Raw genomic sequence first — 22145 nt, forward strand, 5'->3', positions numbered from 1 at the left:
CAAGCAAGCATGGCAAGCCTCAACAAAGCGTCGCTCAACTCTTCCTTGCAATCGGTGCGCGCGGTCGCGCGTGCGCCCCGCACCCGGCACATCCTCACGGGCGTCCTCATCTTTCTGATTGTGTTCGGCCTGGTCGGCTTCTTTGCCGCGCCGCCGATCATTCGCCACGTTGCCGAGCAGCAGTTGAGCAAGCAGCTCGACCGGCCCGTCACGATCGGCCGCATCGCGCTCAATCCGTACACGCTGCGTCTCGAAGCGGACCGCGTGCATATCGGCGAGCGCGGCGGCAATGGCGACTTCTTCGATGTCTCGCGCGCCGTCGTGCAGGCGTCGTGGTCGTCGATCTTTCGCGCGGCGCCCATCGTCGACGAACTGCGGCTCGACTCGCCGCGCGCCACGATCGTGCGGCTCGACGCGCAGCATTTCAACTTCTCGGACCTCATCGAGAAGTTCTCGACACCCTCGAAACCCAGCAGCAAGCCCACGCCATTTTCGGTTTCAAACATCCGCATCGAGAACGGCCAGATCACCTTCGACGATCGCCTGCTCAACGAAAAGCACGTGATCGACCGCTGGTCGCTCGGCATTCCGTTCATCGCCACGCTGCCTTCCAAGACCGATATCTTCGTTCAGCCGATGCTGCGTGCGCGCATCGACGGGGCGAGCACGCTCGCCATCGACGGCAGGACCAAGCCCTTTTCCGCGACGCGCGAGTCGGAGGTGGAGCTGCGCCTGACCGACCTCGACGTGCCGAAGCTGCTCACCTACGCGCCCACCAAGCTGCCCGTCACGGTGAAGAGCGGCAAGCTCTCGACCAACCTCAAGCTCGATTTCGTGATGTCGGGCGAGAAGCCCACGCTGCGTGTGACGGGCACGACCGACCTGAACGACTTCGACTCGACCGACAACGCCAACGCGCCGTTCTTCGGCGCGCGCAGCCTGCACGTGGCGGCGGCCTCGCTCGAACCGTTCAGCAACGTCTATCGTTTCGACGACATCCATCTCGACGCGCCCACCGCGTGGGTCGCGCGCGACAAGCAAGGCGTGCTGAGCGTCGAGAAGCTGATGGGCGCGCCGGCCGCACACAACGCGCCGGCCGCAAACGAGGCCGCGGGCAAGGCGGCGAGCGCCGCGCCGGCCTCGGGCGCCTCGGCTGTCCAGAGCGCGCAGGCGGCGCCCGAGCAAGCGAAGCCCGCGCCGCTCGATGTCTCGATCCACCAGCTCGCGCTCACGAACGGCACCGTGCACATTGCTGACGATCTGCCCGCGCGGCCGGTGAACGTCGAACTCACGCAGCTCTCCACCACGCTGACCAACTTCTCGACGACCGCCAAGGCCGGCGCGCCGTTCACGTTTGCGACCAACGCGAACGACGGCGGCACGATCAAGGCGTCGGGGACGGTGAGCCTGGCGGGCAAGAACGCCGAAGCCAACATCGCGCTCGAGCGCTTGAGTTTGCCGCGGGCGCAGCCGTATATCGACAACGTTAGCCGCGCGCAAGTCCTCGACGGCAAGCTCAATCTCACGTCCACGCTCAAGGCCGACTGGACGCAGCAGCCTGCCGCCGTACAAATCGGGCAAAGCACACTAGGCCTCGAATCGCTCAAGCTTGCGGAGCCAGGCGCGACGACGCCTTCCATCACACTCGCCCAGGGGACGGTGCAGGTGAGCGGCATCGACCTCAACGCGCGCAAGGCCCAAATCGCCTCGGTGGATGTGACCGGTCTCGTGGTGAACGCCGAGCGCAGGAAGGACGGCAAGATCGGCCTGGCGGAGCTTGCCTCCACGCAACAACAGGCGGTGCCCGAGCGCACGGCGATTCGCGCGGCGCAGAAGTCGGTGCAGGAGGGGCCGGCCTGGCGCTACACGATCGACACGTTCACGCTGAACAACGGCACGATCAACGTCACGGACAGCTCGACGCCGCGCCCGGTGAAGCTCGCCATCACGCCGCTCGACCTGAAGATCCAGCAGATCAGCGACGACCTGCGGCACCCGCTGCCGATCGACCTGAAGGCGACCGTCAACCGCAAGGGCACACTCGCGCTGAGTGGCAAGATCAACCCGACGCCGCTCACGGCGCAGCTGAAGATCGACGCGAACCGGCTCGACGCCGCCGCGTTCGAGCCTTACTTTGGCAATCAGCTCAATGCGGTGGTCGCGAGCGCGCTGCTCAACATGAACGGGCAGCTTTCGGTGGAGCAGGGCAAGGCGCTCAAGGCGAACTATCGCGGCGACGCGGCGCTCGTGGACGTGCGCATGCTCGACAAGGCCACGTCGGGCCCGTTCGCGGGCTGGCGCTCGCTCGCGCTCACGAACCTGAAGGCGAACTACGACGACGCGCGCGGCACCGACGTGGACGCGAGCCGCGTGACCTTCGCCGGCTTCTATGGCCGCGTGCTGCTCGACGCGCAAGGCAAGCTCAATCTCAAGGACGTGGTTGCGCATCAAACCGGCGCGGCGCAGTCGCTCACGCAGGACGCGAGCGGCAAGCCAGGCGCGCGCGAACCGGTGCCGCTCACGCCGCAGGCGGCGAGCGCGCCGGTGCAGACAGCTTCCGCACCGGCGCCGGCTTCCGCGCCGGCAACCGTCGTGGCCGCGCAGCCGCCGAAGAACCCGGTGCGCCTGCACTTCGGCGAGCTCGTGCTGCAGGACGGCCGCGTGAACTACACCGACAACTTCATCAAGCCGAACTACAGCGCCGATCTCGTGCAGATCCACGGCACGGTGGGCGCGTTCGGCACGCAGTCGACCACGCCCGCGCCCGTGGATGTCTCCGCGAAGCTCGCGGCGAACGGTCCACTCTCGATCAAGGGCACGGTGAACCCGCTCATCGAGAAGCCGTCGCTCGACCTCACAGCGAGCGCGCACGATATCGAGCTCACGAACCTCACGCCGTATTCGGCGAAGTACGCGGGCTATCCGATCACGAAGGGCAAGCTCAACGTCGATCTGCATTACCAGCTCGCGAACGACGAACTCACGGCGAACAACCATATCTTCATCGACCAGCTCACGTTCGGCGATCACATCGACAACGATACGGCCACCAGGCTGCCGGTGCGGCTCGCGATCTCGCTGCTCAAGAACCGCAAGGGCGAGATCGACGTGAACATTCCGGTGTCGGGCTCGCTCTCGAACCCTGAGTTCAGTCTGGGCGGCCTGATCTGGAAGGCGGTGCTCAACCTCATCGCGAAGGCGGTGACCGCGCCGTTCACGCTGCTCGCCAACGCATTCGGGGGCGGCGGCGAAGACCTGGGCTATGTCGAATTCGCGGCCGGCACGGCAACGCTGACCGAGGCCGACCAGAAGAAGCTCGACACGATCGTCAAGGCGCTCGACGACAAGCCTTCGATCAAGATCGATCTGATCGGCCGGGTCGATCCGGCCGTGGACACGCCTGCGCTGCGCGAGCAGTACGTGGATCGCCTCGTGCGGCTTCAGAAGGTGAAGGACACGGTGGGCAACGGCGAGAGCGTCGATACCTCGCAGGTCAAGGTGGACGACAAGGAGTACGAGAAGTACCTCACCAAGGTCTACAAGGATGCGGACTTCAAGAAGCCGCACAACATGATCGGCTTCACGAAGACGCTGCCCGTGGACGACATGAAGCAGGCGCTGGCCGACCACGCACCCGTTGACGACGCCACCTTGCGCAACCTCGCTCAGGACCGCGCGCAGGCGGTGCAGCAGTACTTCGAAGGCAAGGTCGATCCGAGCCGCGTGTTCATCGTGGCGCCGAAGCTCGACGCCAAGGGCATCGACGACAAGGGCGCGACGACGCGGGTGGATTTCGGGCTGAAATAAGCGGCGCGCTTCTATGCAAAGGCGTGACTCGATGCAGCGGCGCGTTTCGGTCTAACCGGCGCGCCGCAGCTTTTTCGGGCTCGCAAATGCGTGTTCCTCGATGACCTGCGCGAGCGTCGCAAAGGCCGGCGCGATTTCCTCATGCGGTACGCACGCGTAACCCGTTAGCAATCCTTTGCGGTCCTGGCGTACGCTGTAGTAGGCCGCAAGCGGGCGCACGATCACGCCCGCGTCGTAGGCGGCCGTAGCGACGGCGCGATCGTCGGCATGGTCGGGCAGACCGAGCACGAAGTGCAGGCCCGCTTCGTCGCCCATGACCGGCAGCGCATCGCCGAAGTGGCGCGTCACTGCGTCGATCAGCAGCTGGCGCCGCTCGCCGTAGAGCGTGCGCATGCGGCGCACGTGCGAAGTGAGATAGCCATCCATGATGAATTCGGCGAGCACGGCCTGCTGCATGAGCTGGCCTTCGCGATACAGCTCCGCCACGCCCGTGCGGAACGTGGCGGCGAGCCGCTCGGGCACGACCATGTAGCCGATGCGCAGGCCCGGAAACAGCAGCTTGCCGAGGCTGCCCACGTAGATTACGCGGTCCGATTCGTCGAGACCCTGGAGCGAGGCGAGCGGCCGGCTGCCGTAGCGGAACTCGCTGTCGTAGTCGTCCTCGATGATCCACACTTTGTGCTGGCGCGCGTATTCGAGCAGCGTGCGGCGGCGCGCGAGACTCATCACCATGCCGAGCGGGTATTGATGCGACGGCGTGACGAGCGCGATGCGCGGCGGGTCGCGCAGGTCCTGCTCGCGCGGATTGAGTCCTTCGTCGTCGACGGGAATGGGTGCGAGCTTCAATCCCGAGGACTGCAACACACTGCGCGCGCCCCAGTAGCAGGGTTCTTCGACCCACGCCGTGTCGCCGTGATCGGCGAGCAGCCTCACGGCGAGATCGATGGATTGGTGAATACCCGTAGTGATGATGATCTGGTCCGGCGTGCAGCGCACCGAGCGCGCCACGCGCAGGTAGTCCGAAAGCGCGCGCCGCAGCGGACGGTAGCCGCCGCCGGGCGCGTAGGTAAGCAAACCATGATTCGCCGACTTCCACAGCCGGGCCTGCAGGCGGCTCCACGTGCGCGCCGGAAACTCGGCCACGTCGGGCACGCCCGGCATGAAGGCGCCCCACTGCCTGGCGGAGACGCCCGCCTCGTCGATGAGCCGTTGGCCGCGCATCGACATGTCGCCGCGCGGAGAGGCGCCGCTCGCGTCGTCCTCGTCCTCGTCTGCGGAGTCGCCCGCCGGCGAGGGATTGCTCGTCGGCGTACTGACGGCGGCCGAGTCGGGGCGTGTGTCGGCGACATACGTGCCGCTGCCCGTGGTCGAAATCACGTAGCCTTCCGCGCTCAACTGGTCGTAGACGTGCAGCACGGTGTTGCGGGCCACGCCGAGGTCGACCGCGAGGATGCGCGAACTGGGCAGCTTGGTGCCGGGCGCGAGCCGCCCCGTCAGGATGGCCTGCTGCATGAGCTGTAATAGCTGACGATAGGCGGGTTCGGCGCTCTCCTTGTCGAGTTGCGCCGCGAGCCATTCGGACAGGATGACCATGGCCAAGTGGTTCCATCAGGAATAATGAAATGGCTCCATTGAATAGAGCCGGGACCATCTATAGTAATTCGCACGTCAGTTCCGGTTAATGCCCGCGACAGGATTTATTTAATCGCGTCAGATGGGGCGGGCGGACCGGGAAAAGAGCACGCAAAGGAGACAGGGCGAATGAAGACCTCGGATGTGATCGTCAGCTTTCGCGGCGTACGCAAGACCTACGACGGCGAATCGCTGGTCGTCAAACAACTTGACCTTGACATTTATCAAGGTGAGTTTCTGACGCTGCTCGGGCCGTCCGGCTCGGGCAAGACCACCTGCCTGATGATGCTCGCCGGCTTCGAGTTTCCCACCGGCGGCGAAATCCGCCTCGAAGGCAAGCTGCTCAACAACGTGCCGCCGCACAAACGCGACATCGGCATGGTGTTCCAGAACTACGCGCTCTTTCCGCATCTCACGGTCGAGCAGAATGTCGCTTACCCGCTCGGCGTGCGCAAGGTGCCCACTGCCGAGCGCGCCCAGCGCGTGAACGACGCGCTCAAGATGGTGCGCATGGAAGGCTTCGCGAAGCGCTATCCCGCGCAGCTCTCGGGCGGCCAGCAGCAGCGCATCGCGCTCGCCCGCGCGCTCGTGTTCCAGCCCAAGCTCGTGCTCATGGACGAGCCGCTCGGCGCGCTCGACAAGCAGTTGCGCGAACATATGCAGTACGAACTGAAGTCGCTGCACGAAAAGCTCGGCGTCACGTTCGTCTATGTCACGCACGATCAGGGCGAGGCGCTCACGATGTCGGACCGCGTCGCCGTGTTCGACAAGGGCATCGTGCAGCAGCTCGACAGCGTGGACCGGCTCTACGAGTCGCCGTGCAACGAGTTCGTCGCGAACTTCATCGGCGACAGCAACCGGCTGCGCGGCACCATTGCCGCCGTGGATGGCGAGTACTGCGAAATGCATCTCGCCGACGGCACGCGCCTCAAGGGCCGCAATGTGGCGGGTGCGCAGGCGGGCGCCTCAGCCATCGCCTGCATTCGCCCCGAGCGCATGAAGCTCGCGAACGGTTCGAAGGGCAACGGTGCGAACGCGCTGGCGGGCGAAGCGCGCGGCCTGATCTATTTCGGCGACCACGTGCGCATGCGCTGTGGCCTGCCCCAGCAGGACGAGTGCTTCGTGAAGGTGCCGCTCGGCACCGAGGCGCTCGACGGCTTCGCGCCCGGCCAGCCGGTCGCACTCGAATTCGCGCCTGAGCATTTGCGCGTGTTCGCTTGAGGCGTGCGGGCGCGGCGCGCAATCTCGCGCGCCGTTGCCTCGCGAAGCAGGCGTCTCGACGATCGGGCCACGTTTCTCGCATCGAAGGGCCCGGCAAGACAAACCACCAAGGAGAAGGGACTCAACCATGAAGCAGATCGGCAACATGCGCGTTGCAGCGGTCGCGGCCGCGCTCGCACTCTCGTTCGGCGTGGCGAATGCCGCGGAGCTGACCGTCGTGAACTTTGGCGGCGCCAATGGCAATGCGCAGAAGGCGGCGTTCAACGAGCCGTTCCAGTCGCAGACGGGCAACAAGATCACCGCTGTCGAGTACAACGGCGAGCAGGCCAAGGTGAAGGCCATGGTCGATGCGAAGCACGTGGACTGGGACGTGGTGGAAGTCGAGACCGGCGACATCGCGCGGGGCTGCGATGAAGGCCTCTACGAGAAGCTCGACTGGGCCAAGCTCGGCAACAAGGGCGATTTCATGAAGGCGGCACAGCAGCCCTGCGGCGCAGGCTTCTTCGTGTGGTCCACGGCGCTCGCCTATAACGCCGACAAGCTCAAGACCGCGCCCACGAACTGGGCCGACTTCTGGGACGTGAAGAAATTCCCGGGCAAGCGCGGTATGCGCAAGGGCGCACGGTACAACATGGAATTCGCCCTGATGGCCGACGGCGTGGCGCCGCAGGACGTCTACAAGGTGCTCTCGACGAAGGCCGGTCAGGACCGCGCTTTCAAGAAGCTCGATGAGCTGAAGCCGAACATCCAGTGGTGGGAAGCCGGCGCGCAGCCGCCGCAGTTCCTGGTCGCGGGCGACGTGGTGATGTCCACGGCGTACAACGGCCGTATCGACGCCGCGCAGCGCGAAGGCAAGAACCTCAAGGTAGTGTGGACCGGCAGCATCTACGACCTCGACTACTGGGCGATCCCGAAGGGCGCGCCGAACAAGGCGCTGGCCGAGCAGTACATCGCCTACACGCTTTCGCCGAAACCGCAGCAGGAGTATGCGCAGCACATCGCGTATGGCCCGGTGAACGCGAACGCGATCAAGGCGCTCGATGCGAAGACGCTCGCCAACCTGCCGAATTCGCCGGCCAACGGCAAGGACGCCATCCAGGAGAACCTCACGTTCTGGACCGACCACGGCGACGAACTGGAGCAGCGTTTCTCCTCGTGGGCCGCGAAGTAAGGGTGGGTTAGACGCTCCGGCGTGCGAGCGCCGGAGCGTTTTGTAGCATGGCAGGGGGAGACCAGGTGTGACTACGATGACGACCGTGACCAACGTTGCCGGCGCGGCACGCGAGGAGACCGCGCGGCTGAAGCGCGAGCTGCGCGTGGCGCAAGCGAAGAAGCGCACGATGGCGCTCATGCTGATCGCGCCGCTGGCGATCTTTCTGCTGCTGATTTTCGTGGTGCCGATCGCGGCGCTGCTCACGCGCGCGGTGCAGAACCCCGAAGTGGCGACAGCGCTGCCGCATACCATCACGGCGCTGCGCGGCTGGGACCGCAAGAGCGCGCCGCCCGACGCGGCTTACGCTGCGCTTGCGCAGGACCTCACCGTCGTAAAGGAAGGTGATGCGATGGGCGCGCTGGCGCGCCGCCTGAACGTGGAAATCGCGGGCTTCCGCTCGCTGGTCGCGAAGACGGCGCGCGCCATGCCGCTCGCCGACGACGACGGCAAACCGCTTACGCTGACGCCCGCGCAAACGCGCGCCAGGATCGTCGAGCTCGACGACCGCTGGGGCGACGTGACCTACTGGCAAGCCATTGCGAAGAACAGCTCGCGCATCTCGCCGTTCTATCTGCTCGCCTCGCTCGATCATCGTCAGGATGCGTTCGGCCGCATCGTGGCCGCCGATCCCGAGCAGCAGATCTATCTCGACGTGTTCGCGCGCACCTTCGTCATCAGCGTGTTCGTGACGGTGTTCGCGCTGCTGCTCGGCTACCCGCTCGCTTACTGGATCTCGACGCTCTCCGAGCGCCGCGCGAATCTCGTGATGATCCTCGTGCTGATTCCGTTCTGGACGTCGATTCTCGTGCGCGTGGCGGCGTGGATCGTGATCTTGCAGGGCGAGGGCCTCGTCAACAAGGCGCTGATGGGCTCGGGCCTCATCTCGCATCCGCTCGCGCTGCTGTTCAACCGCGTGGGTGTCTATATCTCGATGACGCATATCCTGCTGCCGTTCATGGTGCTGCCGCTGTACAGCGTGATGAAGTCGATTCCGCCCACTTACCAGCGCGCGGCCGTGTCGCTCGGCAGCCATCCGTTCGCGGCCTTCTGGCGCGTGTATGTACCGCAGACGTACCCCGGCGTGGGCGCGGGCGTGCTGCTCGTGTTCATCCTCTCGATCGGCTACTACATCACGCCGGCGCTGCTCGGCGGCCCGGGCGACCAGATGGTCAGCTACTACGTGGCGTACTTCACCAACGTGTCGATCAACTGGGGCATGGCCTGTGCGCTCGGCGCGCTGCTGCTGGTGGCGACCACGTTGCTCTATTTCGTCTACGGGCGCTTCACGCGCACGCAACTGAGCCTTGGCTGAGGGAGGCGCGATCATGAAATTTGCCAAGCCGCTGTTTGCGCCGCATACGTCGGCCGTCGAACGCGTGTGGTACTTCGCGCTGCGCGCGCTCGTCGTGCTCACGCTGCTGTATCTGATCCTGCCCGTGCTCGCGATCGTGCCGCTGTCGTTTTCGTCGAGCACGTTCCTTGTGTATCCGATTCCGGGCTGGTCGCTGCGCTGGTACGAGAACCTCGTGATGTCCGACGAATGGCGCATGGCCGCGAAAAACAGCTTCATCGTCGGCCCCGCCGCCACGGTCGTGGCGACCGTACTCGGCACGCTCGCGGCCATTGGCATCACCAAGGCCGATTTTCGCGGCAAGGCGGTGCTCATGGCGGTCCTCATTTCGCCGATGATCGTGCCCGTGGTGGTGGTGGGCGTGGGCATGTATCTGTTCTTCGCGCCGCTTGGCCTCGCCAATACGTATCTCGGCCTGATTCTCGCGCACGCGTCGCTGGGCGTGCCGTTCGTCGTGACCACGGTGGCGGCCACGCTGCAGGGCTTCAACCATAATCTCGTGCGTGCGAGTCTTTCGCTCGGGGCGAATCCGGTCACGACGTTCTTCCGCATCACGCTGCCCGTGATCGCGCCGGGCGTGATCTCGGGCGCGCTGTTCGCGTTCGCCACGTCGTTCGACGAAGTCGTCGTGACGCTGTTCCTCGCGGGCGCCGACCAGACCACCTTGCCGCGCCAGATGTTCACGGGCATCCGCGAGAACATCAGCCCGACGATCGCCGCGCTCGCCACGATCCTGATCGTGTTCTCCACGTGTCTGCTGCTCGCGCTCGAATGGCTGCGCGGCAGGAATGCGGCGCGTGCGGTGAAGGCGTGAGCGTGTGAGATGTCGATGCAAAAAGGCAGCGCCGCGGCGCTGCCTTTTTGCTTTTGCGCGTTACGCCTGCAGCAGCGCCGGCACGCGCCGCTTGACCCACTGCGTGGCCTGATCGTACGCGTGGGCGAGTTGCAGCACGGAGAGATCCGCGTGCGGCTTGCCGATCACCTGCAGCCCCATCGGCAGGCCTTGCGCATTGAAGCCCGCCGGCACGCTGATGACAGGCAGCCCCGCGAGACTGCCGCCGATCACGACTTCCATCCAGCGGTGATAGGTATCCATCGTGCGGCCCGCGATCGACTTCGGCCAGTGCTCGTTCGCGTCGAACGGGAAGAGTTGGGCGCTGGGCAGCACGAGGTAGTCGTAACGCTCGAACAGTGCGAGCAGCGCGTTGTACCACTGGCTGCGCGTGACCGAGGCGTTCCACACGTCTTCGCCCGAGAGCTTCAGGCCGCCTTCCACTTCCCATTGGGCTTCCGGCTTGAGCAGCGCGCGCTTTTCCGGGTCGCGATAGAGCGCGCCGAGCGTGCCCGCGCACGAGAAATGGCGCAACGTGAGCCACGTTTGCCACACGCGCTCCATGGCGAAGTCGGGGCGCGCGGCTTCGACCTTGCAGCCGATGGATTCGAAGTCCTTGAGCGCCGTTTCGCAGAGTGCGAGCACGCCGTCTTCCATGGGCAGATAGCCGTCGTAATCGCCTAGCCAACCGATGCGCGCGCAACCAAAGTCGCGCTCGAGCGGACCCGCGAACTGCGCGGGATCTTCGGCAATGGACAGCGGCGCACGCGCGTCGTAGCCGGCCTGGGTGGCAAGCAGCATCGCGAGGTCGGGGACAGTGCGGGCCATCGGTCCCGCATAGCCGAGCTGGTGGAAGAACAGTTCGTGCGCAGGCACGGAGGGCACGCGGCCTTGCGACGGACGGAAACCAAACACGTTGTTCCAGCCCGCGGGATTGCGCAGCGAGCCCATCATGTCGCTGCCGTCCGCCACGGGCAGCATGCGCAGTGCGAGCGCCACGGCCGTGCCGCCGCTGCTGCCGCCCGCGCTGCGCGTGGGGTCGTAAGCGTTGAGCGTGGCGCCGAAGACCGTGTTGTAGGTGTTCGAGCCGAGGCCGAATTCCGGCGTGTTCGTCTTGCCGATGAAAATCGCGCCCTGTGCGCGCATCCGCGCGGCCATCAGGGAATCTGCCGCGGGCACTTCGTTGCGGAACAGCGGCGAGCCTTGTGTGTACGGGATGCCGGCCGTGGCCGTGAGATCCTTCGGCGCTTGCGGCATGCCGTGCATCCAGCCAAGGTACTCGCCTCGCGCGATCTGGGCGTCGCGAACGTCCGCCTCGGCGAGCAGCGTGGCGCGCTCGCGCAGCGAGACGATGGCGTTGGCCGGCGTATTCACGCGCTCCGTATGGTCGAGAAACGCCGTCATCACTTCGCGGCAGGACACCTTGCGCAGGCGTATCCATTCCGAAAGCTCGAGCGCGTCGGCCGCGACGAGATCGTTGGGGGACAGTCTTGCGGGGGATAGCGATGCCTGGTTCATACGTGTCTCTCGCTTGCGGATGGAGCAGGGGGAGGGTCATTGTCGCGCAGGCGCGGCGCAAGCGAAAGGAAACGGATGGTTGCCGCCGGGTCGATGGTTGCCGCGTGGGGCGGCCAGGTTACCGGACGGTCGCGGCGGGCGCCGACGTGTCGTTGCCTTGCCCTGGCGGCGCGGCGCCGGGGAGTGGGGCGCCACCGAGGGCTTGATAGAGCGCCGCGGTGTCGGTTAGGCGGTCCGCATGAGCGCGCGAGCGGTCGAGCGTAGTCTGGAGTGCCTGGCGTTGCGCATCGATCAGCGAAAACTCGCTCACGCCGCCCGCGTTGTAGCGCGTTTGTGCGATCGCTGCGTTAGCCTGCGCCTCGCGAGCGGCGTCGTCGCGCGCCTGCAGCTCGGTCGCATCGTTCTGGAGCGCCTGGAGCGAGTCGGCGACCTGCTGCAGCGCCTGCAGGACCGTCTGTCGATAGTCGGCGAAGGCGGCCTCATAGGCGGCTTCTGACGCGCGTTTCTTCGCGCGCAATTCGCCGCCATGAAACAGCGGCTGCGTGAGGCCGAGTCCCACGTTCCAGATGTTCAGTCCGCTGATGACGTCCTCGATACGCGTGCGCTCCGAGCCAATACTCGCCGACAGCGAGATCTGCGGATAGAGATTCGCCGTCGCCACGCCCACGTTGGCGCCGGCCTGGTGCAGCAGCGCCTCGGCGGCGCGTATGTCGGGACGTTCGCGGGCCAGTGTGGAAGGCACCGTGAGCGAAACCGTATCGGGCAGATGCAGTGTATCGAGAGAGAGGGCGTCGAGCGGCGCGGCGAACTGCGCTGGCGCAACGCCCAGCAGGGTGGCGAGCTGATGCTCCGCAGCCGCGCGCTGCGTTTCGAGCGGCGGCAGCGAAGCGCGCGTCTGCGCGAGCAGCGTGCGCTGGCTACGCAGGTCGATCTGCGCCACACCGCCGGCCGCGTAGCGCGACTGCATGATCGCGAGCTGGCGCGCCTGCGTCTGCGCGAGTTGTGTGGTGAGGTCGATCTGGCGTTGCAGCGACGCACGGCGGATGGCAGTGGACACCACGTTGGCGGCCACCGAGAGTCGCGCGGCTTCCATTTCGTACGCCTGATAATCGACCTGTGCGAGCGTGGATTCCAGCGCACGACGGTTCGCGCCGAACAGGTCGAATACGTACGAGACGCTGACCGAAGCGTTGTAAAGCGTAAACGGCGGCGGGTTCGGCACTTGCGTGATGCCGAAAGCGGCGAGATCGACCTTCTGGCGCGTACCGGAGAGTTTCAGATCGACGGCGGGATAGTTTGTCGCGCCTGCCTGCGCGTTGTAGTTTTCGCGCGCTTCCACGAGTTTCGCGCGCGCCGAGTCGAGCGTGGGGCTCGCGCGCAAGGCCTGATCGACGAGTTCGTTCAACTGCGCGCTGCCAAATTGCGTCCACCAATCGTTTGGAGCGTATTCCGCAGCCGTGAAGGTCTGCGCGCCGCCGCCGGGGCCGGTGGCGCTGGCGGTGGAAGACGGCACGGGCTCGCGCGTCCAGCCCGTGGCATCGGGTGCGGCGGGCGGGTGGAAGTCGGGGCCCACGGTGCAGCCCGCGAGCATGAGCACAAGCAGGAAGGCAAAGGCGGCGTCGCGGGTCATGGTCGTGTGCCTCGCGCTAGTCGAGCGTGCGCCGGTAAAAGCGCACGGCGATCGCCATGACCGCGACCGTGAAGACGGCGAGTGGCCAGACCGCGGGCCACAGGTCGGTCCAGCCGTTGCCCTTGAGCAGGATGCCGCGCACGAGCCGGTTGAAGTACGTGAGCGGCAGCAGATTGCCGAGCCACTGCGCCCAGCGCGGCATGCCGCCGAACGGGAACATGAAGCCCGAGAGCAGCAGGCTTGGCAGGAAATAGAACATCGTCAGCTGCATGGCCTGCAACTGGTTCTGCGCGAGCGACGACAGCGTGATGCCCACCGTGAGATTCGCGGCGATGAACAGCAGCGCCGAGAGATAGAGCGTAACGAGGCCACCTGCGAACGGCACGTGAAAGACGTAGCGCGCGGCGAGCACGATGATGGTCGCCTGGATCAGCCCGATCGCCACGTACGGAATGATCTTGCCCGTCATCACTTCGATGGGCAGCACCGGCGTGGCGAGCAGGTTCTCCATCGTGCCGCGCTCGCGCTCGCGCGTGATGGCGAGGCCCGTCATCATCACCATCGTCATGGTGAGGATCACGCCCATGAGGCCGGGCACGACGTTGTATTGTGTGATGCCCTCGGGGTTGTAGAGCCGGTGCACCTGCACGTCGAACGCGGCGGGCGTGCCGTTCAGATGCGCGAGCGGACCGGTGAGGTCTTTCGCGGCCACGGGCGCGACCAGTCCGGGCAGCGCCGCGAGTGCGGTAGTGATGGCGGTGGGGTCGCTCGCGTCGGCTTCGACGAGCAGCGAGGGTCGTTCGCCGCGCAGCAGGCGCCGCGAGAAATCGACGGGAATGCTGAGCACGAACTGCACCGTGCCGCGCGCCAGCGCACGACGCGCCGAGGCTTCGTCGGGCAGCGTTTCGATCACGTCGAAATAGGCGGAATTACGCATGCCCGCGACGAAGCTGCGCGCGAACACGCTGTCCTCGCCCACGACGATGGCCGTGGGCAGATGCTTGGGGTCGGTGTTGATCGCATAGCCGAACAGCGTGAGCTGGATGATCGGCAGGCCAACGATCATCGCGAACGTGATGCGGTCGCGCTTGAGCTGCAGGAACTCCTTGAGCACGATGCTCCACCAGCGCGCCACGGAAAACGGGAACGACGCGCTCACGACGTGACTCCGTAATTGTCCTGAGCATGGCTCATCAGGTAGATGAAGACATCTTCGAGACCGGTGTCGATGCGTTCCGCGCGCAGCGGCTGGCCTTCTACCGCACGCTCGACCGCTTTGGCAAGCGCTGTGTGATCGCGTCCGCTCGCATGCAGTGCGGAGCCGAACACCACGGTCTGGTCGATGCCCGGCGCTTCGCGCAGCTGTGTGGCGAGTGCGCTGAGCCGCTCGCCATGAATCGCCCACGTTGCGAGGTTCTGTTCGGCGATGACCTCGGCGGCGGTGCCCTGCGTGAGCAGCTTGCCGTAGGCGATATAGGCGAGCTTGTGGCAGCGCTCGGCTTCGTCCATGTAGTGCGTGCTCACGAGCACCGAAATGCCCCGTGCGGCGAGCCGGTGCAACTCCTCCCAGAAGTCGCGGCGCGCGGTGGGATCGACGCCCGCCGTCGGTTCGTCGAGCAGCAGCAATTCGGGCTCGTGCAGCATGCAGGCCGCGAGCGCGAGCCGCTGCTTCCAGCCGCCCGAAAGCGCACCCGTGAGCTGGCTCGCGCGGCTCGCGAGCCCGAGCGATTCGAGCGCACGGTCGACGGCTTCACGGCGGTTCGGCATCTGGTAGATGCGCGCAACGAAGTCGAGGTTCTCGCGGATCGTCAGGTCTTCCCAGTACGAGAAACGCTGCGTCATGTAGCCCACGTGACGCTTGATCTGTGCGCTCTCGCGCAGGATGTCGTAGCCAAGGCAGGTGCCCGAACCGGAGTCAGGCGTGAGCAGCCCGCACATGAGCCGGATCGAGGTGGTTTTGCCGCTGCCGTTCGGTCCGAGAAAGCCGAAGATCTCACCGCGCGCCACCCGCAGCGACACGTCGTTTACGACATGCTTGCTGCCGAAACGCTTGTTGAGATTGCGCACGTCGATGGCGTACTCGCCGGAAGGTTGATCAGGTGTGCTCATTGCAGCGTCACCTCGACCGGCTGGCCCGGATGCAGCTTCACGGCGTCTTCTGCGGAAGGCCGCGCCTCGATCATGAATACGAGCTTCGCGCGGTTCTCGTTGCTGTAGATGACGGGCGGCGTATATTCGGCGGCGTTCGAAATCCACGTGATGGTGGCGGGCACCAGGGCGGCGCAGCCGTCGCAGCGCACGTTCACTTTGCGGCCGGGCGCGAGCGATCCGACGATCGTTTCCGGCACGAAGAAGCGCACCTTCACGTTCTGCGGCGGCAACATCTGCACGACGGGGTTGCCCGCCTGCACCCACTCGCCCACACGAAACAGCGTGTCGTAGACGAGGCCGCCGCTCGGCACGCTCACGCGCTTCTGGTCGAGCCGCCATTGCGCCTGCGCGAGCGAGGCGCGCGCGGCCTCGACATCGGCGGCCTGGGCGGCGATTTGCGCGCTACGTCCCGGCAGATTCGCCACGCGCACCTGGTTTTGCAGCTCGCGCACCTGGGCGGCCGTGGAGGCGGCCTGCGCGCGCGAGTCGTCGAGCTGCGCCTGTGCAATGCCGCCCGCGCGCAGTTGCGTTTCGTCGCGCGTGAGCTGGAGCGCGGCCTTGCGCGCGTTCGCCTCGGCCTGCGCGAGCTGCGCCTCGGTCACGCGCACTTCGGGCGGACGCTTGCCGGTCTGGAGGTCGGCGAGCTGCTGCTGTGCGGCCGTTAGCCGATGCTGCGCCTCGTCGCGCGCGGCCGCTTCCTCGACGGAGTCGAGCGCGAAGGCGGGCGCATTGGCGGCGACAGTCTGCCCGCGCTGCACGTCGAGGTGCGTGAGCGTGCCCGGCTGCGACGACGCGAGATAGACGTACTCACCTTCGGCATAGCCCTGCCAGCCTGCCGGTCCATGCCGGGAACATGCGGCGAGCACGAGCGCCGCTGCGCATATGACGGCATAGGGGCGCTTCATGACGCGTCCTCCTTGCGGCTCGCTGCTGCGCCCGTCACGCGGCGCGCCCGTGCGGCCTGCGGCGCGGGCCGCAAGGCCGCGCTCAACAGCGCACTCACATGCCGATGCAGCGCCTCGCGCTCGATCTTCGGAAAGCCGCGCACGCTTTGCCAGAGCTTCGACGTGGCGAGCGGCAGCATGACGAGCGCGAGAATCGAGATGAAGAGCAGCGGCGCTTCCAGTTCGGCGTTGACGCTGCCGTCGCGCTGCGCCTCGTTGACGCGCGCGGCAAAGCGCTGCAATTGCTCGGTGGGCAGCCGCTTGAGCATGCGCTCGCGCAGCAGGCCACCTTCGTTGACGATTTCACGCAGCCAGAGCGGCGGCAGCCAGGGCATGCGTGCGGTGACATCGAAGAGCCGCGCGACCAGTTCCTCCACGAGCGCGTGAGGGTCTTGCGCGAGGTCCCCCCGGGCGCTGTCCACACTCTCCCACACGAAGGCGATCGAGCGCGCAATGCGCTCTTCGACCACGGCGTCGAGCAGCTTTTCGCGGTTCGTGAAGTAGTAATGAACCATGGCGGACGTCACGCCTGCGGCCTCGGCGATCTGCGCCATGGTGGTGGCCGCGATGCCCTGCTCGCCGAACAGTTGCGTGGCGCTGGCGAGCAGCCGCTCGCGCATGTCGAGGTCGGCGGCGCCCGCGCGGCGCCGGCCGCGCGGGCGGGGCGCCGCAGCAGCGGTGCGGGTGCGCGTGATCATCGTTCTACTTTAATTCACGCGTTAGTTAAATTCAAACTGTGCGCGCAATGGTTAACCCTGCGACGTTTTCTTGCAGGTTCTTTCAGATCTTTCCTATACAAAATCGCCGGCAGGTCGGTCAGGCTGTGAGATTCACGCTGAAGGGTCAAACAAATACGCCACCATGGAACAAAAAATGAAACGCGTCGTCGTCGTCGACGACCATCCGATTGTGCTGAAGATGCTCGCCAACGTACTCAATACGGAGTACGAACTGGTGGGCGAGTGCTGCGACGGCGAAGCGGGCCTGCGTCTCGCACAGGAATTGCATCCCGACCTGGTGATTCTCGACCTCGAGTTGCCGAAGCTCGATGGCCTTTCCGTCATCCGCGGCATTCGTGCGACGCAGCCCGGCGCGCGCATTCTCGTGCTCTCTGCGAAGCCCGAGCTGGTCATGGCCAATCACACGCGCGTCGCGGGCGCGAACGGCTATGTCAACAAGAATCGCGGTGTGGAGGAACTGTGCGGTGTGGTCAAGGCGGTCTTGCTCGGCTACGACTGCTTCCCGGCGGGCAGCTGCGGCGGCGGCCGCGACGTGGCGCTCAACGGGCTGTCGCCTCGTGAAGTCGAAGTCCTGCAGTATCTCGCGCGCGGTTTGAGCAACAAGGGTATCGCGGCTCGGCTCGGGCTTTCCGATAAAACCGTCAGCACCTATAAGACCCGCGTGCTGGACAAGCTCGGCGTGTCGTCACTTGCGGCGTTGATCGAGTTTGCGACGTTGAACAAGCTGATCGAATAGCCCGACCCGAAGCACAGCCGAAAAAAAGCCCGACTTGCGTCGGGCTCCAAGTGTGACCGCACTCGTTGCCGGGCGCGGCACCTGCAAAAAACTGCGTACTTACGCCGCGAGCAGCGAGCGCAGCACGAACGGCAGAATACCGCCGTGCTTGTAGTAGTCGACTTCGATCGGCGTGTCGATGCGCAGCAGCACCTGCACGCGCTGAACCTTGCCGTCCTTGTGGTGGATTACGAGCGTCAGGTCCTGTTGCGGCTTGAAGTCGTCCGTCAGGCCTTCGATGTCGAACGTTTCTTCGCCGGTCAGGCCGAGCGACTGAACGCTGTCCGAACCCTTGAACTGCAGCGGCAGAACGCCCATGCCGACGAGGTTCGAGCGGTGGATGCGCTCGAAGCTGCGTGCGACCACGGCCTTCACGCCCAGCAGCTGCGTGCCCTTGGCTGCCCAGTCACGCGACGAACCCGTGCCGTATTCTTCGCCTGCGAACACCATGGTCGGCGTGCCGGCGTCGATGTACTTCATCGCTGCATCATAGATCGAGAGCTGTTCGCCGCTCGGCTGATGGATCGTCAGGCCGCCTTCCACGCGCGTGCCGTCGGCCTTCGCCGGGATCATCAGGTTCTTGATGCGCACGTTCGCGAAGGTGCCGCGCATCATCACGTCGTGGTTGCCGCGGCGCGAGCCGTAGCTGTTGAAGTCGGCCTTCTGCACGCCGTTTTCCTTCAGCCACTTGCCTGCGGGCGAGTCTTCCTTGATCGAGCCGGCCGGGCTGATGTGGTCGGTCGTGACCGAGTCACCGAAGATGCCCAGGGCGCGCGCGCCCTTGACTTCGGCCACCGACGACGACGGCGTCATCGAAAAATCGCTGCCGAAGAACGGCGGCTCGGCGATGTAGGTCGACTTCGGCCAGTCGTAGACCTGACCTTCTTCGCCTTCGATCTTGCTCCACAGGTCGCCCTTCTTCGTGAGCTGGCTGTAGTTCTTCTGGAACGCGTCCGGATCGAGCGCGAACTTGAGCAGCGCGTTGACTTCGTCGCTCGTCGGCCAGATGTCGCCGAGGTAGATGTCACGGCCGCCCTTGCCCTTGCCCACCGGCTCCGTCATCAGGTCGCGCGTGATGTTGCCCGCGATCGCATAAGCGACCACCAGCGGCGGCGAGGCCAGGAAGTTCGCACGGATGTTCGGGTGGATACGCGCTTCGAAGTTGCGGTTGCCCGAGAGCACCGCAGCCGCGACGACGTCGTTCTTGACGATCGATTCGTTGAGTTCGGCCGTCAGGTCGCCGGCGTTGCCGATACAGGTCGTGCAGCCGTAGGCCGCGAGCTCGAAGCCGAGCTTCGAGAGGTAGGGCAGCAGGCCCGTCTTCGTCAGGTATTCCGTGACGATGCGCGATCCCGGCGCGAGCGACGTCTTGATGTGCGGCGCGACCGTCAGGCCCGCTTCCACGGCCTTCTTCGCGAGCAGGCCGGCGGCCAGCAGCACGCTCGGGTTCGAGGTGTTGGTGCACGACGTGATCGCGGCGATCAGCACGTCGCCGTTGTGCAGCTTGACCTTGTCGCCCGCCGCGTATTCGGCGGAGAGGTCGGCGGCCTTCTTGTTGAAGCCGTTTTCCGCGACCGGCTTCGAGAACAGGTCCGTGAAGGTCGACTTCACGTTGCCGATTTCGATGCGGTCTTGCGGGCGCTTCGGACCGGCCAGCGACGGCGCGACCGTGCCGAGGTCGAGGACGAGCGTCTTCGTGTAGTCGATGTCGCCGGCCTTCGGCACGCCGAAGAGGTCCTGCGCCTTGAAGTAGTTCGCGAATGCGTCGATTTCGGCTTCCGTGCGGCCCGTGCCCTTGAAGTAGTCGATCGTCTTTTCGTCGACCGGGAAGAAGCCCATCGTTGCGCCGTATTCCGGCGCCATGTTGCCGATGGTCGCGCGGTCGGGCACGCCGATCGACGCCGTGCCTTCGCCGAAGAACTCGACGAACTTGCCGACGACCTTCTCCTTGCGCAGCATTTCGGTGATGGTCAGCACGAGGTCGGTGGCCGTGCAGCCCTCGCGCAGCTTGCCCTTGAGCTCGACGCCCACCACATCGGGCGTGAGGAAGTACACCGGCTGGCCGAGCATGCCGGCTTCCGCTTCGATGCCGCCCACGCCCCAGCCCACCACGCCGATGCCGTTGATCATCGTGGTGTGGCTGTCGGTGCCGACGAGCGTGTCAGGGTAGTAGACGGTATCGCCGCCTTCGGCCTTCTTGTGCACGCCGCGTGCGAGGTATTCCAGGTTCACCTGGTGGACGATGCCGATGCCCGGCGGCACGACCTTGAACGTGTCGAACGCCTGCATGCCCCACTTCATGAACTGGTAGCGCTCGTTGTTGCGCTGGAATTCCAGTTTCATGTTCAGGTCGAGCGCGTCCTTCTGGCGGAAGTAGTCGATCTGCACCGAGTGGTCGACGACGAGATCCACCGGCACGAGCGGCTCGATGACCTTCGGGTCACGGCCGACCTGCCTGGCCACGCCGCGCATGGCGGCGATGTCGGCGAGCAGCGGCACGCCGGTGAAGTCCTGCAGCACGACGCGGGCGACGACAAACGGGATTTCGTCGACGCGCGTGGCGTTCGGCTTCCAGTTCGCGAGTTGCTCGATGTGCTCTTCCGCGATCTTCTTGCCGTCGTAGTTACGCAGCACAGACTCGAGCACCAGACGGATCGAGACCGGCAGACGATTGATCTTCACGCCAAGCTGCTTGCCGAGTTGCGGCAGCGAGTAGAACTTGCCTTTGCCGGAACCGCTGTCGAATTCTTTTAGCGTTTTGTGGAGATTGTGGGCCATAGTGTTTTCCTTCGTTTAATCGCGGAAATAACGCTTACTGCTCGTTTGCTGCTGTCACTGATACCTGCCTGATTGCTCAGATCACATACATGTCGACGTACTCGTTGACGGGCAGGGCGCAAAGCCGCGCCTCGTCGAGCGAGACATCGAGAATCGCCTGCTGCTGCTTCGCGGGGAAGCGGCGCGCGAGGTTGATTCGAAACTTCTCGATCAGCAGCGGAATGCCTTCTTCGCGGCGCCGCTTGTGGCCGATCGGGTACTCCACGACGACCTCGTCGAGCGTCGTGCCGTCGCTGAGCTCTATGGTGAGCGCATTCGCGATCGAGCGCTTGTCCGGATCGTGATAATCCTGCGTAAATTGCGGGTCTTCCACGCATACCGTCTTCGCGCGCAGCGCGTCGATGCGCGGGTCGCCCGCGACGTCGTCTTCGTAGTCGGAGGCGGTGAGGCGGCCGAAGATCAGCGGCACGGCGACCATGTACTGAATACAGTGGTCGCGATCGGCCGGGTTGGCAAGCGGCCCGCTCTTGTCGATGATGCGGATGGCCGCTTCATGCGTGCGGATGGTGATGCGCTTGATGTCCCCAGCCGTTTTGCCGCGTTGCGCGAGCACGCCGTGCAGCGTCATCGCGGCTTCGGCGGCGGTCTGCGCGTGGAATTCGGCGGGGAAAGAAATCTTGAACAGCACGTTTTCCATCACATACGTGCCGTAGGGGCGCTGGAACCTGAACGGCTGTCCCTTGAACGAGACGTCGTAGAAGCCCCACGTTTTTGCCGTGAGCGCCGAGGGACAGCCCATCTCGCCCGTTTTCGCCATGAGCGCGAGGCGCACGGCGCGCGAGGTGGCGTCGCCTGCGGCCCACGACTTGCGCGAGCCCGTATTGGGCGCGTGGCGGTAGGTGCGCAGCGACTGGCCGTCGACCAGCGCGAGCGAAACGGCGTTGATCAGCTCGTCGCGCGTGAGCCCGAGCATGTGTCCGACCACGGCGGTCGAGGCGAGCTTCACGAGCAGCACGTGGTCGAGACCGACCTGGTTGAACGAGTTTTCCAGCGCAATGCAGCCCTGGATCTCGTGCGCCTTCACCATCCCTTCGAGCACGTGCTTCATGGTGAGCGGCGACTTGCCCTGGGCGACGGCGGTGCGCGAGAGCCAGTCGGCGGTCGCGAGGATGCCGCCCAGGTTGTCCGACGGATGGCCCCATTCGGCGGCGAGCCAGGTGTCGTTGAAGTCGAGCCAGCGGATCATCGCGCCGATGTTGAACGCGGCCTGAACCGGATCGAGCTGGAATGACGTGCCCGGCACCTTCGCACCGTGCGGGACGATCGTGCCCGGCACGATCGGTCCCAGCAACTTGGTGCAGGCGGGGTAGGAGAGCGCCTCGAGTCCGCAGCCGAGGGTATCGATCAGGCAATGCCGGGCCGTAGTCAGCGCGAGCGCGCTGTCAACCCCGTCTTTGGCAAACCCGCCCAGCACATAGTCGACGATATCGACCAGTACCTGGTCCGGCTGCGGCCTGACGTTGGAGATCAGGGCGGACATCGAGGCGATCCTG

Annotated in this window: 15 protein-coding genes; 6 read left to right on the plus strand and 9 right to left on the minus strand. The window is 65.5% G+C overall.

Annotation, left to right across the window (positions count from 1 at the left end):
* Positions 1-9 precede the first annotated feature (9 nt).
* Positions 10-3807 (plus strand): DUF748 domain-containing protein, encoded by a 3798-nt coding sequence (locus AB4Y40_RS20065; protein WP_368689256.1) that lies wholly within the window; start codon positions 10-12, stop codon positions 3805-3807.
* Between the two features lie 51 nt (positions 3808-3858).
* Here the strand turns inward: AB4Y40_RS20065 and AB4Y40_RS20070 are convergent, their stop codons facing one another.
* The gene (locus AB4Y40_RS20070) at positions 3859-5406 is read right to left on the minus strand and encodes a PLP-dependent aminotransferase family protein (protein ID WP_368689257.1); all 1548 of its coding nucleotides are present in this window, start codon (positions 5404-5406) and stop codon (positions 3859-3861) included.
* A 162-nt stretch (positions 5407-5568) separates the two neighbouring features.
* On the opposite strand from AB4Y40_RS20070, the gene AB4Y40_RS20075 reads away from it, so the two are divergent.
* The 4 genes from AB4Y40_RS20075 (at position 5569) to AB4Y40_RS20090 (ending at position 10038) form a co-directional block, all read left to right on the plus strand.
* On the plus strand, positions 5569-6660 hold the full coding sequence (locus AB4Y40_RS20075; protein ID WP_368689258.1) for an ABC transporter ATP-binding protein: 1092 nt from the start codon (positions 5569-5571) through the stop codon (positions 6658-6660).
* Positions 6661-6805: 145 nt separating this feature from the next.
* Positions 6806-7831, plus strand: a complete 1026-nt coding sequence (locus AB4Y40_RS20080) for an ABC transporter substrate-binding protein (protein ID WP_368689343.1) — start codon at positions 6806-6808, stop codon at positions 7829-7831.
* Positions 7832-7907: 76 nt separating this feature from the next.
* Positions 7908-9185: an ABC transporter permease gene (locus AB4Y40_RS20085; protein WP_368689344.1), complete on the plus strand. Its 1278-nt coding sequence runs from the start codon at positions 7908-7910 to the stop codon at positions 9183-9185.
* Between the two features lie 13 nt (positions 9186-9198).
* Entirely contained in the window at positions 9199-10038 is an 840-nt protein-coding gene (locus tag AB4Y40_RS20090; protein ID WP_368689259.1) for an ABC transporter permease, read from the plus strand.
* 60 nt (positions 10039-10098) lie between these two features.
* Here AB4Y40_RS20090 and AB4Y40_RS20095 read toward each other — a convergent pair whose 3' ends face one another.
* From AB4Y40_RS20095 to AB4Y40_RS20120, 6 genes are all read right to left on the minus strand, one after another.
* Positions 10099-11574, minus strand: coding sequence for an amidase (locus AB4Y40_RS20095; RefSeq protein WP_368689260.1), 1476 nt, complete (start codon positions 11572-11574; stop codon positions 10099-10101).
* 118 nt (positions 11575-11692) lie between these two features.
* Complete coding sequence (locus AB4Y40_RS20100; protein ID WP_368689261.1) at positions 11693-13204, minus strand: efflux transporter outer membrane subunit; 1512 nt, start codon at positions 13202-13204, stop codon at positions 11693-11695.
* 16 nt (positions 13205-13220) lie between these two features.
* Positions 13221-14363 (minus strand): ABC transporter permease, encoded by a 1143-nt coding sequence (locus AB4Y40_RS20105; RefSeq protein WP_368689262.1) that lies wholly within the window; start codon positions 14361-14363, stop codon positions 13221-13223.
* On the minus strand, positions 14360-15313 hold the full coding sequence (locus AB4Y40_RS20110; RefSeq protein WP_368689263.1) for an ABC transporter ATP-binding protein: 954 nt from the start codon (positions 15311-15313) through the stop codon (positions 14360-14362). The genes AB4Y40_RS20105 and AB4Y40_RS20110 overlap by 4 nt, the downstream gene beginning before the upstream one ends.
* Positions 15310-16260 (minus strand): HlyD family secretion protein, encoded by a 951-nt coding sequence (locus AB4Y40_RS20115; RefSeq protein ID WP_368689264.1) that lies wholly within the window; start codon positions 16258-16260, stop codon positions 15310-15312. Before AB4Y40_RS20115 ends, AB4Y40_RS20110 begins: the two co-directional genes overlap by 4 nt.
* The gene (locus tag AB4Y40_RS20120) at positions 16257-16997 is read right to left on the minus strand and encodes a TetR/AcrR family transcriptional regulator (protein WP_368689265.1); all 741 of its coding nucleotides are present in this window, start codon (positions 16995-16997) and stop codon (positions 16257-16259) included. Before AB4Y40_RS20120 ends, AB4Y40_RS20115 begins: the two co-directional genes overlap by 4 nt.
* A 175-nt stretch (positions 16998-17172) precedes the next feature.
* On the opposite strand from AB4Y40_RS20120, the gene AB4Y40_RS20125 reads away from it, so the two are divergent.
* The gene (locus AB4Y40_RS20125) at positions 17173-17775 is read left to right on the plus strand and encodes a response regulator (protein WP_368689266.1); all 603 of its coding nucleotides are present in this window, start codon (positions 17173-17175) and stop codon (positions 17773-17775) included.
* Positions 17776-17874: 99 nt separating this feature from the next.
* Here the strand turns inward: AB4Y40_RS20125 and acnA are convergent, their stop codons facing one another.
* Together acnA and AB4Y40_RS20135 are read right to left on the minus strand one after the other, a co-directional pair.
* Positions 17875-20592, minus strand: a complete 2718-nt coding sequence (acnA, locus tag AB4Y40_RS20130; RefSeq protein WP_368689267.1) for an aconitate hydratase AcnA — start codon at positions 20590-20592, stop codon at positions 17875-17877.
* Between the two features lie 76 nt (positions 20593-20668).
* Positions 20669-22132 carry a bifunctional 2-methylcitrate dehydratase/aconitate hydratase gene (locus AB4Y40_RS20135; protein ID WP_368689268.1) on the minus strand — a complete coding sequence of 488 codons (1464 nt, stop codon included), beginning with the start codon at positions 22130-22132 and terminating at the stop codon, positions 20669-20671.
* Positions 22133-22145 lie beyond the last annotated feature (13 nt).

It is taken from the genome of Paraburkholderia sp. EG287B (assembly GCF_040965595.1).
Lineage (GTDB): Bacteria > Pseudomonadota > Gammaproteobacteria > Burkholderiales > Burkholderiaceae > Paraburkholderia.